At 38.1% G+C, this 13,358-nt stretch carries 14 protein-coding genes and 1 tRNA gene; 7 read left to right on the top strand and 8 right to left on the bottom strand.

Annotated features, from left to right (window positions below; genetic code table 11):
• Window positions 1-217: 217 nt before the first annotated feature.
• The 7 genes from IB67_RS09235 to IB67_RS09205 all read left to right on the top strand — a co-directional run bounded on the left by IB67_RS09235 (window position 218) and on the right by IB67_RS09205 (window position 5,290).
• Window positions 218-2,773 (top strand): PQQ-binding-like beta-propeller repeat protein, encoded by a 2,556-nt coding sequence (locus tag IB67_RS09235; protein WP_424695121.1) that lies wholly within the window; start codon window positions 218-220, stop codon window positions 2,771-2,773.
• A gap of 31 nt (window positions 2,774-2,804) precedes the next feature.
• Window positions 2,805-3,347: an NUDIX domain-containing protein gene (locus IB67_RS09230; protein WP_072760006.1), complete on the top strand. Its 543-nt coding sequence runs from the start codon at window positions 2,805-2,807 to the stop codon at window positions 3,345-3,347.
• Window positions 3,348-3,368: 21 nt separating this feature from the next.
• Window positions 3,369-3,962: a DUF8042 domain-containing protein gene (locus tag IB67_RS09225; protein ID WP_072760004.1), complete on the top strand. Its 594-nt coding sequence runs from the start codon at window positions 3,369-3,371 to the stop codon at window positions 3,960-3,962.
• Between the two features lie 17 nt (window positions 3,963-3,979).
• Window positions 3,980-4,387, top strand: a complete 408-nt coding sequence (gene fliS / locus IB67_RS09220; protein ID WP_072760002.1) for a flagellar export chaperone FliS — start codon at window positions 3,980-3,982, stop codon at window positions 4,385-4,387.
• Between the two features lie 23 nt (window positions 4,388-4,410).
• The gene (locus IB67_RS09215; protein ID WP_072760000.1) at window positions 4,411-4,620 is read left to right on the top strand and encodes a hypothetical protein; all 210 of its coding nucleotides are present in this window, start codon (window positions 4,411-4,413) and stop codon (window positions 4,618-4,620) included.
• Between the two features lie 76 nt (window positions 4,621-4,696).
• On the top strand, window positions 4,697-5,152 hold the full coding sequence (locus IB67_RS09210; RefSeq protein WP_072759998.1) for a chemotaxis protein CheW: 456 nt from the start codon (window positions 4,697-4,699) through the stop codon (window positions 5,150-5,152).
• A gap of 63 nt (window positions 5,153-5,215) precedes the next feature.
• Window positions 5,216-5,290, top strand: a tRNA-Val gene (locus tag IB67_RS09205).
• A 28-nt stretch (window positions 5,291-5,318) separates the two neighbouring features.
• Here IB67_RS09205 and IB67_RS09200 read toward each other — a convergent pair.
• The 8 genes from IB67_RS09200 to IB67_RS09165 form a co-directional block, all read right to left on the bottom strand.
• On the bottom strand, window positions 5,319-6,587 hold the full coding sequence (locus tag IB67_RS09200) for a DUF5693 family protein (protein ID WP_072759996.1): 1,269 nt from the start codon (window positions 6,585-6,587) through the stop codon (window positions 5,319-5,321).
• 6 nt (window positions 6,588-6,593) lie between these two features.
• Window positions 6,594-7,580, bottom strand: a complete 987-nt coding sequence (locus IB67_RS09195; protein ID WP_084634400.1) for an RluA family pseudouridine synthase — start codon at window positions 7,578-7,580, stop codon at window positions 6,594-6,596.
• A gap of 31 nt (window positions 7,581-7,611) precedes the next feature.
• Window positions 7,612-8,259, bottom strand: a complete 648-nt coding sequence (gene mtnN / locus IB67_RS09190) for a 5'-methylthioadenosine/S-adenosylhomocysteine nucleosidase (protein ID WP_072759994.1) — start codon at window positions 8,257-8,259, stop codon at window positions 7,612-7,614.
• Window positions 8,260-8,338: 79 nt separating this feature from the next.
• Window positions 8,339-8,806 carry a chemotaxis protein CheX gene (locus IB67_RS09185; protein ID WP_424695122.1) on the bottom strand — a complete coding sequence of 156 codons (468 nt, stop codon included), beginning with the start codon at window positions 8,804-8,806 and terminating at the stop codon, window positions 8,339-8,341.
• Window positions 8,807-9,601, bottom strand: coding sequence for a YlqF/YawG family GTPase (locus IB67_RS09180; protein ID WP_072759989.1), 795 nt, complete (start codon window positions 9,599-9,601; stop codon window positions 8,807-8,809). It abuts the gene before it with no gap.
• Between the two features lie 24 nt (window positions 9,602-9,625).
• Window positions 9,626-10,327: a UMP kinase gene (pyrH, locus tag IB67_RS09175; protein ID WP_072759976.1), complete on the bottom strand. Its 702-nt coding sequence runs from the start codon at window positions 10,325-10,327 to the stop codon at window positions 9,626-9,628.
• A 2-nt stretch (window positions 10,328-10,329) separates the two neighbouring features.
• Window positions 10,330-12,792 carry an ATP-binding protein gene (locus tag IB67_RS09170; RefSeq protein WP_498875289.1) on the bottom strand — a complete coding sequence of 821 codons (2,463 nt, stop codon included), beginning with the start codon at window positions 12,790-12,792 and terminating at the stop codon, window positions 10,330-10,332.
• Window positions 12,783-13,328 carry a hypothetical protein gene (locus IB67_RS09165; protein ID WP_072759971.1) on the bottom strand — a complete coding sequence of 182 codons (546 nt, stop codon included), beginning with the start codon at window positions 13,326-13,328 and terminating at the stop codon, window positions 12,783-12,785. The genes IB67_RS09170 and IB67_RS09165 overlap by 10 nt, the downstream gene beginning before the upstream one ends.
• Window positions 13,329-13,358 lie beyond the last annotated feature (30 nt).

Here is a 13,358-nt window from a genome sequence, read left to right as displayed (position 1 = left end):
TATCAATCCCCTTTCAGATACAATACTGTTTCACTTTGCCTGTTTCAGTTTATATCTATATGAATTTTATCACTTTTGACTTGTTAAAGTCAATCACAATTAATTTTATTGAAATCTTTATATTGCTTAGAGATAAAGTTAGATTCTTAACAATAGGTGTATAATAACTCTGAACAAGGTGAATATCCCTATGATTGTCATTGTGAGGTTGTACGAGATGAAGAGAAGTCCATTTCCTGCTATTTTCGTCTTCGTTATTTTGCTGACAACACTTTCATTCCCCCTCGATTTCGTCCTCTTTGGTCACAAAGATGCCGTTTGGGAGCTCCAAACAGACGGTAATTTGATTTATTCAGTAAGCGCAGATGGAACGTTAAAAGTGTGGAGTAAGGAGCTCGTGCTCCTAAACACAGTTACAACTCACAGTAGCTGGGCAAGGTGCGTTGCGCTGAGTGATAAATATATAGCTGTTGGAGGGTATAAGCCAGATAATGAGATTAGGGTGTACGATAAATCGAACCTAAAATTCCTCTATACGTTAAAGGGGCATACAGCTTCTGTTTTTACGCTATCTTTCTACAAGAACTATCTGTTTTCAGGCGGTTCGGACAACAGTATCTTGGTATGGAAAGATTTCAAGCTTTTTAAACGTTTGAAGTACCACGATGCGTGGGTACGCAAGATCGTTGTCTTTGGTGATTTCTTAGTCAGCGGAGATGAGAATGGGCGTGTTGTTTTTTCCAACATAGCTGATTTTTCTTTGGTGAAAATGTTCGAGTTGGGTTCTATGGTTAATGCGATGAGTATTATGGAGAGTTCTCTCATCGTGGGAACAGCAAATGGTACTGTTTATGAGTTTCAGATAGTTGGCAGGGATGTTAAATACAGAAAGGTACTTTCTTTGGATTCACCTGTCGAGGCAATCGATAGTCAAGGTAACTATCTTTATGTTTCACAGTTGGGCAGTGTTTTTTTATTTGAGAAGAAAGCTGGATCTTTTAAGAAGATGCGTAAGATTAATGTTTCGCCATCGGAGGTAAGTACTCTGAAGGTTGTTGGAGCAACGATTTTTGCAGGCAACAGGCAGGGGGAGATATATTCATATTCAATTACGGGTGATTATAAAGCTAAGTCGCCAAGGCATTTCTTCTCTTCAGCCAAGATAATAAAATCCTACAAGAATAATGAACTTATCGTTGCAAGGGAAAATGGAAATGTTGAGAATTATTCCATTCAAACGGGTTTGCTTAAATGGTCATACAATATAGGCACATCTGCACGATTCGTTGCTGAGGCAAAGGATGAAATCGTAGTCGGCTCAGGCTCTGGAAAGCTCTTTTTATTGAAAGGCGGAAAATTGACTGCGTCTATCGTAACTGAAGACGCTTTAATCAGTTACCTAAAGCTCAAAGATAATCTCTTTTACGTAGGCTCACTCGGAAAAGTCTATTTGCTCGAGAAAACAGACAGGTGGAGCATTAAACCTGTCTTAAAACTCGAGGGCGAGTGGATAACGGCTCTATCATACAGTGGCAATGTGATATACATAGGCACAAACGCGGGAAATGTATACACTTTTGATACAAAAAACGGAAAGGCTTCGAGAATTTACAACTATCCAAGTTGTGCTGTTTCTATCTTGATGGTGAATAGCAGTCTTTATGCTTTCTTCTTCGATGGCAAATACGCTATCTTTGACGGCAAGAGCTGGCAGCTCAAGAATTCCGAAATTTCTCCACTCTACAGTGTATATTTATCCGGAAAAGATCTTATTTTGGTAGGGAACGGTATCAAGATTAAAGATAAATCTCTGAGTTTCGAAGCACCTGTTCTCGATGTCGTAAAAGATGAAAAGGCAAGCAATGTTCTGTATGCGGTTCTGTCAAACGGTGTGGTTGTAGAGCTCACTAACGTTATGCCCAGCAGGAAATTTTCAGGCGATATTGGGAAGATATCTACTATATATGCTGATGACATAATCGTATGTGGACATGAAGATGGAAAAGTGAGCGTATGGAAGTACGTCGGCGGGAAGTTAGAATTATCTATGGTACTTGATGACCACGCAGATTCGGTAAAGAAAGTTGTGAGATACAAAGATACAGTTATATCCGCTTCCAACGATAGAACTATAAAGTTTTGGGATTTGAAGACAGGAAAGCTGAAAAGAACGTTGGTTGGGCATACTGGATACGTCTGGAGTTTGTTCGTTGTGGGAGATACGCTCATAAGCGGTGGCTGGGATGGGAAGGTCTTATTTTGGAATTTGAAGGATTATTCTCTGAAAGCAATTTACGACATAAAATTCTCTGCAACTGATATTTGGTCCTATTCAAGCTCAACAGCATACATCTCCACTCTGGAAGGGTACGTTGTGTCAGTTAGCAATAAGGGAATCTCCAGCCTGAAATTGTCACCGCAGACACTTTGGACTATCGAAGGTGTGGCTGATGGAAACGGAAAAGTAAGAATCTATACTGCTGGCTGGGACGGTAGGGTGTTTGTTTTGAACGAGGAACTGAAAGACATAAAAAGCTTTAAAGGGCACAATTCAACTATATTCAAGGTTATCCTTTACGATGGAAAAATAATTACCGCAGGCTCTGATAATCTTCTCAAAGTATGGGATGAGAATTATAATAGCATAGGTACCTATTCCGATTTCAGGCAGTCCGTGTTATCGATTGCGCTTTCAAAATCTCTTGGATTGATAATAACAACTGACGGTAAGAATATTCTGACAACTGATGTAAAATCGATGATAAATTTTTAGAAAATTCAAATGTAGGAGGTTAAGAAAACGTATGGAAAAGACGATAAGTTCAAAGGTGATATTCAGTGGCGTGCTTTTGACTGTACTCAGAGACGAAGTGGTCCTTGAAAATGGAGCGATGAGCACAAGAGAACACGTACTCCACCCGGGTGCAGTTGCTATTGTCCCGGTAACCGATGATGGAAAAGTTATTCTCGTTGAACAATACCGATATCCAATAAAGTCAAAACTATTGGAAATCCCTGCAGGTAAGTTTGACAAGCCCGGTGAAGACCCTCTTGAATGTGCCAAGCGTGAACTGGAGGAGGAAACCGGTTACACAGCAAAATCTTATACTTATTTAGGCTATATACACACAACGCCCGGTTTTTCAAATGAAGTAATACATCTTTACTTGGCGCAGGGATTAACGCCCGGAGATTCTAATCCGGACGAAGATGAGATAATTGAAACAAAGATTGAGGATTTCGAACATGTTGTGCAGAAATGTATAAGTGGCGAGATAACTGACGCAAAGACAGTTGCGGGTATTATGAGGGCTTACTTTAAGTTCAAGGAAATGAAAAAGATTTAAGTATTTGAAGAGGTGAAAAGGATGGTTAAAGTCATTCTGAACGGTATTGAAAAGGAGTTCGAATCGGGGCTCTTTGAGAGTTTTGGCGAGCTTTTGAAAAGTGTTTTGCCAGAGGGACATGTCTTAAAGACCCTGAGAATAAACAGTAAGGACATTCCTGTAGCTTTTGTAGATGAGCTGAAAGGAGCAAGATTGGACGAAGAGCTTCTCATCGAGTTAGAAACGCAAGATACGATGAGTTTTCTGAAAGAAACCTTGAATGATGTTTTAGGATATATAAAACACGTCAAGACTTTGCTACCGCAAGTTGCAAGCAGCATACTTACTGGTGAAGAAGCAGGGTGGAAGGCGATAAAGGATCTCGCTGAAGGGCTTTCAGCGATGGAAAACCTTAGAAATTCTACGATTCAGATTACAAAGCTCAGTGACAACGAACTCGCACTTGGTACAAATAAATCAGACGTTACACTGATTCTGAAAGAGCTTGTCGAAGTCCTTGATAGAAGGGATAATTTTGAGATTTCTGATGTAATCGAAAATAAAATCCCAGACGTGTTAGATTACTATATAGAATACTTTTCCAAAGTACTCGAAACTATTGAACATGTAAACTGAACAAGGAGGTATGACATATGGATTACACAGAACAGATGGTTTTAACCGCAAGTCCGGCAAAGCTTATAGAGCTTCTTATTCAAAAAGGTATAAGCGTAATTGAAGAAGCAAAGAGGCTTATAGACGAAAAAGATTTCAACAACGCTAACGCAAAGATTGTGAGGGCTCAGGATATAATTATGGAATTGAACCTCTCATTAGACATGGAGAAAGGCGGAGAAATAGCACACAATTTAAGAGCCCTTTACAATTACATGTTTAGAACACTAGTAGAAGCGAATATCAAGAAAGATAAAAAGAAGCTCGATGATGTAAAGGTGTTGCTGGAAGATTTGCTCACAACATGGCGTGAAGCTATGAAACTTGCAGGTAGTACTGCGAGTCAGATAGATGTTAACAAACCGAAGATAAACCTTGCGTTCTAAACTACGACTATTTGGGTGATGATATGAGAATATCATATATTATTTCAAATATTTTTTTCATAGCCTTTGTTGCAGCTATGGTAGTGGCGATAGTATTTTTTGAAATCGGACTTCGAGCATATAGAAACCAAAACGAACGAAAGTCGAAAGAGAGCAATGCTCTTGGATTTCGCTGGTTGATGTATGCTGGTATTTCATTTGCACTTTCAGTAATAATTTCGCTTTTTAAATGAATATTCACTTTTCCCCCACACCTGTGATAGAATATATGATGTGCATCAATTTACACAAATTTTTGGAGGTGGGGTTATGGAACTGAAATTCTTAACGTTTCATCTCGGTAGAGAAGTTTTTGCTATCAATATAATGAAAGTAGAAAGAGTTAAAGAGTACGAAAAGACAACAAGAATGCCAAATATAGCGGACTATGTTGAAGGAATAATAAATCTTATGGGTGAGATTATTCCAATTATTAATCTTAGAAAAAAGTTCATGCTTGAAGATTTTGATAATAAAGAAAAAACTAAAGTCATTGTTGTGAAGCTCGAAAACGGAAAGAAAGTAGGATTCCTCGTAGACGATGTCAGGGAAGTTTTGACTGTGACTGAGGATGTTATAGACGAACCACCTGCTCATGTTGCCGGAATGGCTAATGCGAAGTTTATTTCAGGAGTTATAAAACTTCCAAATGAGATGATTTTGACTCTTGAGGTAGACAGCCTTTTAACCAGCGAAGAGAAAGTTGCTTTAGCTAACCTCAGTTAATCTCCTTTAAATACTTGAAATTTGGAGAGTATATGATAAAATAAACGTAGCCTTAGTTTCTCAGGGTGTGTAGCTCAGTGGAAGAGCACTTCCCTCACGAGGAAGGGGTCGTAGGTTCAATTCCTACCACACCCACCACAAATAAAAAAGCGGCTTTTAGCCGCTTTTATTTTTTGTTTGTCCAAATCATGAGAAGACTCTTGAAAATAGTAAGTACCAAGTATACCACGATCGAGACAAGAACGGTGGTAAATTCCCTATAAAAAACTATGTATATCGGTGCTTTTAAATGACAGAATGAATTGAATATCGAGACAAAACCGAAAGTGCCGAAAAAGGTAAGGATACCGCTAATGAATTTGTTTTCAACATTTCCCGCAATGAAAAACATCGGTAAGAATAACAACTCTTTAATCCTCGGTCTGATAATGAACATGTTTTCAAGCATTATCCGTAGATTTTCTTCAAAGTCCAAAACATAGCCATAGTTACCACTGCGCAAAAGCATATAACCAACTGCTGCAATTCCAACAACACCAGTTGTTATAATATGCCACCTTTTTATAGATTTCTCTTTGTACAAATCTCGAAACGTTATTAGAGCAACTATAAAGGGGAGGACAGTCAGGGAAAGTTTTACACCTCTGTACACTTCTATATCGTTCAGATATTCAAATTTGTACAAAGCGAAATTCGTTAAGACTCCCAAGATAAACACATTTGCGACTTTTGTAAATCTGTTTTGGGAAATAAAATATGCCACTACCGTTCCGAAAATGCTAATAACACTGACAAACAGCCAATAATTATTGAAGAAAAGAAATGATAAAACACCAATAGGTGCTTGGGCAATCACATACATTGCAAGTACGATTCCAAATACTTTGTTTTTCCAAGTCGTATCATCTGGTTTTGGTATGTTAGACTCAACTTGAAAGAACTTTTTGAACTCGCTTAGAGCCTGTGTGGATAATTCCCCTTCCGGCAGAATTATCACATTTATGCTTCTCTCCATAACGGCTCTCCAAAGTCTCTTGAAGAGTGTATAAGAATTATACCTCGATAGCTCTTGAGGTTTTACGTAATGAACCTTTACTATATTCTTGTACCCGGTGGTTCTGTAGAATTCCTGTATGAACTTCGTATCGCCATAAAATTCCATAACTCCAACGTATTTATTATTAACCTTTTCTAAAAAATCTTTTGGAGAGTCCTTTATCCCTTCAACAGGCACTACTATTTTGACAGTGTCTGGTATTTTTTCAGTGCCTGAATAAAACAATATGCTTTTATCATTTTCAAAATAAACCGCTACGGAAAGATTAGCCTTATCGTTCGGCATTCGAAATATAATGAAAATCGAAGCCAGTACCGCAAAAACTGTTATGACTGTATTTACGTATTTCTCGTTTTTAGGAAAGAGCGGGAGTTTCAATTTTTATCACCTCTTAGGATTTCGAGAGTTTTCTGATTCCACTACTTTTAGAACATGTTTTAGATCATCGCCCAACTCTGCTTCCAAATTGTAGTACCTACCTTTGAAGTAAAACGACATTCTATTGCAGTGCAGAAAGTGTCTCTTAAGTCCGTACTTCTTCTCGAATTCTCTGTTCATTCTGAAGTCTCCGTAATCGTTGTCACAAACAATTGGCGCGCCAATTCCAGCAAGGTGCTTTCTAATTTGATGTTTTCTCCCAGTTTCAATCTCAACACGCAGTAGAGTTAAATCCTGTGCTTTTGAGGATAATCTCGATTTGAATGTATTAATCGGGCTAACAACACTAACCGCCTCTTGTCCATCAACAGGCAGTGTGATCCTCTGAGGTTTGACTATTCCAAACACCAATGCGATGTAAACCTTTTCAACATCTCGTGAGGATATGAGTTCACTTAACTCTCGTGCTACTTGTCGATTCTTAGCAACAATAAGGACACCTGAAGTGTCCTTATCTAATCTATGCACAAGAAAGGGTTCGAATCCATTCTTCTCACCATAGTATTTGAGACCTTCTATGAGTGATGGTTTATTAACGAACTTTCCAGGATGGACAGATACCCCCGCTGGTTTGTTGAGAACTATTATATCTTCATCTTCAAGCAGTATATTCAGCTTCATCTTTGCGGGTCTGAGTTCTTTGAAATCTCGGTTATACTTTGATACATCTTCGCCCCTTATTTCTATTCTGTCACCTATTTCGATCTTCTCCGAAGGCTCTTTTGCTTTTTTGCCGTTGATGTATACCTTTCCTGTTCGCAAGATTTTATAAATAGCGCTCAGCGGAACATTCTTGAGCGCGTTCCTCAGGAATTTGTCAATACGCGAAAAATAATTACTTTCGTCAACAATAAATACGTTTGACGAAACCTTGGAATCAGAATCGATATTTGTACTTTCAGTTTCCGACTTATTAGTGCGAATTTTTCTCATATATTCAACCCCGTTGCTGATTCGTACTTCTTCACAAAAGATGTTTATCAAGCAATTCAGAAATGATCGTTGAGGGTAAGCTTGCAAACTTTCTGAAATTTTGTTCATACTCGATGCGAGCTTGTTCTTCGCTTGTATCAACGATGACCTTAAGTGAACAGAATTCAACCCCATTTTGGTAACAAACCTTTGCAATGGCTGCGCTGTCCATATCAACAGCATACGCGCCAAAAGTTTCGTAAAGCCTCATCTTCGTTTCCTTGTCACTTACCAAAACGTCTCCGCTGACTATAGGTCCAAAGTTTATACTGTCGTAAACGTCCGATATTTTTTCTATTAGAGCTGTTGATGCTTCTATAGGAACTTTCTTTTCTGATTTAAAATCATGCTCGAAGTACACATTACCGCAGACTAAATCTCCAATTTTCAGTTCAGGATGAATGGCTCCAGCTGAACCGCAGTGTATAATGTACCTTGGGTTGAACTTATCTATTATCGCCTGTGCAAGCATTGCACTCTCAACCTTACCAACTAAACCGTAGAGAGTGACTACCTCATTTCCACCGATTATCCCACGTGCATAATTTCTTTTTATCAGTTCGCCGTTCTCAAGCAGAGGTAACATCTCTCTAAAAACGCCCACTATTTCTTCTTTCAGCACACCAGTCACAACGACCATCTATATAACACCTCGTTTTCTTCAATAAAGAATATTCAACAATGTCAAACAGTGAAAACTCACTGATCTTATTTGAGGTTCACTTACCTCCTCGTATAGCAATGTGAAGTTCTAAATCCTCTGTTTCAAATAGCGAAACTGGAAGTCTAATTATTAACCCTTCAGCAGTAATCCTCATATCTTTACCTGTAATTACCGTTGGTGGCGTAATGTCGATCTTGTAGCCGAGCTTTTCAAGGTTCATTGCTATACTGCCTGAAGTCATGTTACCAAGCTCCCCTATTGCACTTAGAGCAAGCTCATCTAAAGTATTATATTCCATTCCCATCATCTTAGAAACTATGTTTAACGCTGTCGTCTCGCTAAATGAATAGACAAAATTACCTTCAATATCACCAAGGAAACCTATGACTGTAACTATATTGTACTTAGGGGTTATATCCTTAACTGCTTGTGGCTTACCAAATTGAGCTTGCATCTGCAACACCGCTTCATATGTTCCTTGCGCAGAAGCCAAAACAGAGTTAACTATCCTTACGTCGACCATTTAAAGCACCTCCTCGAATTTGCTGATGTCAACATCGTATGTAAACCTTCCGAACTTACCTTCGGAAAGTTCTTTGAAAAACAGATTCTTAGCTCTTTCAATATCAACTTCTCCACCCTTTTTCAAGAATCCACGCTGTTTTCCGAAGTTTCTCAAATATATATCCATATCTTCCCCAACATTTGCTACCTCGGCATATATTGCAAAAGCACGATTATATATCTCATCTGTGACATTCTCAACAGGAACAGAACCTATTAGAAGCAGTTTAGCTGCAATATCCTTTGAAAAAACTTCAGAAAAAAGAATCCCCGGAGAGTCAAGAACTGTAAACCCATCCACCATTATCCACTGAACTCCACGAGTAACTCCAGGCTGTGCTCCCGTCTTTGCTTTGTGCCGTCCGATTATCTTGTTTATTATGGTAGATTTTCCAACGTTTGGCACCCCGACAACCACTATTCTTGGATTTGGAGATTTTACCGGAACACTTTTAATAAGGCGGATTATGTTCCTTCTATCGGTATTCTTGTTTACGAGAATTACCGGAAAATATTTTGATATCTCCTTTTGCCATTCTTTATTAAGTTCCTCATTAGCCAGATCAGATTTATTTAACAGTATTATTACTTTCTTATCTTTGAATATTTTTAACTCAAAACTTGTTGTGGCAACAGGAGCTCGAGCATCAAGCACCACAACAACTATATCAACTTTCTTTAAGTTTTCTTTGAGTTGCCTTTTTGCTTTTTGAACGTGCCCAGGATACCATATGCTTGTTTTATTTTCATCCATCAGGGATTACCTTACCTCCTAAAATTACTTTGGAACAACAAGGGTTCCAACATTGTCTCCACGAATAGCTTTTATCAAATTATTATTTTCGAAAAAGTTCATTACAAGAATCTTCATGTTGTACCTCTTGCATATCGAGAATGCTTCTGTATCCATTATTTTCAGACCTTTTTCAATCGCTTCGTCGTAGGTTATAACGCTGTACTTAACAGCATCGTTGTATACTTTCGGATCTTTATCATAGATCCCTGAAACCTTTGTGCCCTTAATTAACAGCTCTGCCTTCATTTCAACTGCCCTCAACGCCGCACCAGTATCAGTTGTGAAGAAAGGATTGCTCGTACCACCAGCAAAGATCACAACATACCCCGCATCAAAGTAAAGATCTATATCATCATAATTTATAAGTTTTACGCTTGGAAGGCTGACTATTTGCGAAACAACAACAGTTCTTATCCCAGCATGCTCGAACCTATCTTTAAGATACAGCGCATTTATTACTGTTCCAAGCATACCTATCTGATCAGATATCGTCGGCCGAAGACCTTCGAAATCTCTACCCCTGAAAAGGTTACCTGCACCTATAACTATTCCGAGTTTAACTCCATACTCAGAGACCGCTTTAATTTCCCTTATAAGATATTCAACATGGTCTTCACTAAATCCTTTTTGTGACTCCCCACTCAAGACTTCACCACTGAGTTTTAATAAGACACGCTTGTACATTTTCACCCCTCCAGATTTATCATATGAACGTTTGAGTCTTTGAATATATCAAGTATCCTTCTGTCGCTTGTCAACAGGATTATTTGCCTGTAATCAGATTCAGTCCTTAAGAACTCACAGATTCGTTTTAGCCTGTCATCATCAAAGCGAATTAGCGTATTATCTATGACAAGTGGCAAGTTTCCATCGTAGAATGTTTTATAAAGAGCGTCCTTTATTGCAAAAATTAGCAAATCTTTCGTTGAGCCGCTCAAATATTCTCCCGGGTCTTTAACGTCCCCCTCAATAACAATTTTGATAGAAAGATCTGGCATCACAACAAAATTCCTTGGCATTCCGGAAATTCTATCGAAGAATCTTACAAACTTGTCGTTAAAAACTGTATGGTAAGCCTGAACAAATGCTTCAAACTTTTCGTTCAAGAATTCCTTGACCTCTCCGAGTTTTGCAATTAAATTGCCGATTATGCCAATTCTGAGCTCCAAAATATCCTTCTCTGCAAAAAGCTCACTCAACTTTGTTTTGTCAACTGTTATCGAAGAATAGAGGCTATTCAGCTCACCAATCTTTTTATCAATCTCTCCTTTTCTTCTTATCTGCTCTCCTAAGATAATTTTTAGTTCAAGAATTTTTGGATTTACATCCTCATTGTCCAGTTCCTCATTTAACTGCCTTATTAAAGAAGTCAGTTCGCTGTGTCTTGTTTTTAATGTCTGGTATCTTTCATAATTTGCTCTGTACAATTCAATCTCTTCTTTGCCTATCTTGTAATTTTCAAGCTTAGCAGAAATGACTTCTACAATATTCTTATATTCCTTCTGCAACGAGAGATATTCACCACGAAGTTGAGTAATTTTCCTTTCCAAAGTTTCCTTTTCATATAGAACTTCTTGGAGTTCATTAAATACTCTCTGTAAATTCTCAACAGCGGACACTATCATCTGCGCCGCCCCAGTAACGCCAAATTTTGAAAGCTCCCTTATTATCTCTTGCTCAATGTCTTTAAGCTCATTTATTTGCCTTTGCCTCTCAACGTTTTGAACTTTCCATTCTAAGAATTCCGCATACTTCTTGCGCAGTTGCTTGATATTGCCTATTCCATAGCTACTGAGAATTTTCAGAGTTTGAGGTTGCTTTGGAGTACTCATTGAAACCTGCAACAGCTTTTCTTGAAGTACAGAAACTAATGATATCTTCCTTTTCCAATTTATTGCTAATAAAACCGCAAGCAGTAGGAAAAGTGCGGAAGGAGCGTACATGAAGATTGAAAGATTCTTGAAGAGGAGACCGAGAACAAAGAGTACGATTCCAGCGCTTGTGGAAAGCACGGCTAAGTCCCGTGAATACTTGGCTCTTGCTTCGTTCCTTTCGATCTCATCTTGGATCGCAAGCTTTTGGGATTCGATTGTTGAGACTTCTTCACGGTATCTTTGCTCTTCCTCCTCAACATCGTCAAGTATGTTTGGATTTTCGAGGAACACTTTCCATAAAGGCTCTTCTTCACTAACGTTCTGGACCCTTTCACTATACATTCTCGATAACAAATTCAAATGTTTCAGGCGCAAACCAACGCTTTCCAACTCCTCTTGTGAAGTCGCTCCTAAGGTTCTCAATTTATCTTCTATTTTTCTTTCCTTCTGCTCAAGTTTTTCTCTTAAAATCCTTTCTTCGTTTTCAACACTATCAAGCTGAGCACTGATGGAATTGGAACGCAACATAAGGTTTTGTATTTCTTCAACCACAGATGGCTCCATACTCTCGATCCAAGAATACTTTGAAAGTTCCAACTTAATGCTTTCAAGTTCTTTTCTCAATTCAAAGATATTACTTTGGAGTTCTGCTTTCTGTCCTTCTCTTAAATTGCCGAGCACAATGTTGAGTTCATTTATCTCTCTTTCAACCTCTCTACTGCTCTCCAACAACTTTCTTATTTGGACGAAAACCTCGTTTTTTTTCTTAATTTCTGCACTGATTGCGGAAATTTCGTTTTCTACCTCTTTAAGCTTTTCATTCAAACCGGATAAGCAAGCATTTAGATTCAAACGCTCAGCACGTCTTATAGCTTCTTTGATTAATCTTCCCTCTTCGCTTTTCTCTGTTTTCTTCCTAAGAGAGCTTTCTAAAATATTTTTATCGATTTGGATGGTTTCCAAATCATCATCCTCAAGCAAAAATGCAACGTTCTCAAGAACAGACATTTCATACTTCTGAGCCGTGTTCTCATCATCTCCAAATATGTACCTTCCATCAGAGGTTTCAACATAACCCCCAAAGACATCTAATCCCCATGGTTTGTACTTAGAAACATTTGTATTTATTCTTGCCAATGAATAAAGTAAAAATTTAGAGAGTGTAGTTTTTCCACTCTCGTTTGGACCATAGACAACATTTAAACCCGGACCGAACTGAAAGTCTTTATCAACAAACTTTCCAAAGCCGTCAATATGAATTTTTCTTACAAACATATCTCTTCACCTCTGAGAAGCTTCAAAACAAGATAACGTTTGCCAGTACTATCCAGTGAGTTTAAAAGGTCTGATTCTATAAATTTCTTCGGCAAAATTTCAACTTTTATACCGAAAATCTTCTCATCCAAATCTTTCTCACTTGGATTTTCTAAGTAATAATAGCATGTACTGTACTCACATTTCAGGTTTTCAACCTTCAATATCTTCTTTAAACCTATCGTCTCACAGTCATTTATTTCTACCAAGTTACCATCAACCCTAATTTTTGGAAAATTGTTGATTGGGGAGGAGTTGAATTTATCAACTGAGTCGTTTGAAATCTCGAAAGAATCGAATAGATCCTCAAGAATCCTATATACATCCTCAAAAAGTCCATACTGTCCAGTTACGTTATAGAAAACAAAATGCGCATCTTGATAGGTTTTCGAGAGCTTTATCAACAAATTGACCTTGCATTGGAATATCTGCTCACTGTATTTGGAAAAACCGCTATAAACATCGTATAAAGCTAAATTGTTAACCTCAACTAACACACCTATTCCTCCCCTTTATCCAGAAGTTCT

The organism is Fervidobacterium riparium (assembly GCF_025370035.1).
Taxonomy (GTDB): Bacteria; Thermotogota; Thermotogae; order Thermotogales; family Fervidobacteriaceae; genus Fervidobacterium; species Fervidobacterium gondwanense.
This window is presented reverse-complemented; position numbering and strand designations above follow the sequence as displayed.

Excerpts from the sequence above, each read along its gene's own strand:
- IB67_RS09235 (WP_424695121.1), top strand. The coding sequence starts at position 218 with ATGAAGAGAAGTCCATTTCCTGCTATTTTCGTCTTCGTTATTTTGCTG.
- IB67_RS09230 (WP_072760006.1), top strand. The coding sequence starts at position 2,805 with ATGGAAAAGACGATAAGTTCAAAGGTGATATTCAGTGGCGTGCTTTTG.
- IB67_RS09225 (WP_072760004.1), top strand. The coding sequence starts at position 3,369 with ATGGTTAAAGTCATTCTGAACGGTATTGAAAAGGAGTTCGAATCGGGG.
- fliS (WP_072760002.1), top strand. The coding sequence starts at position 3,980 with ATGGATTACACAGAACAGATGGTTTTAACCGCAAGTCCGGCAAAGCTT.
- IB67_RS09215 (WP_072760000.1), top strand. The coding sequence starts at position 4,411 with ATGAGAATATCATATATTATTTCAAATATTTTTTTCATAGCCTTTGTT.
- IB67_RS09210 (WP_072759998.1), top strand. The coding sequence starts at position 4,697 with ATGGAACTGAAATTCTTAACGTTTCATCTCGGTAGAGAAGTTTTTGCT.
- IB67_RS09195 (WP_084634400.1), bottom strand. The coding sequence starts at position 7,580 with ATGAGAAAAATTCGCACTAATAAGTCGGAAACTGAAAGTACAAATATC.
- mtnN (WP_072759994.1), bottom strand. The coding sequence starts at position 8,259 with ATGGTCGTTGTGACTGGTGTGCTGAAAGAAGAAATAGTGGGCGTTTTT.
- IB67_RS09185 (WP_424695122.1), bottom strand. The coding sequence starts at position 8,806 with ATGGTCGACGTAAGGATAGTTAACTCTGTTTTGGCTTCTGCGCAAGGA.
- IB67_RS09180 (WP_072759989.1), bottom strand. The coding sequence starts at position 9,601 with ATGGATGAAAATAAAACAAGCATATGGTATCCTGGGCACGTTCAAAAA.
- pyrH (WP_072759976.1), bottom strand. The coding sequence starts at position 10,327 with ATGTACAAGCGTGTCTTATTAAAACTCAGTGGTGAAGTCTTGAGTGGG.
- IB67_RS09170 (WP_498875289.1), bottom strand. The coding sequence starts at position 12,792 with ATGTTTGTAAGAAAAATTCATATTGACGGCTTTGGAAAGTTTGTTGAT.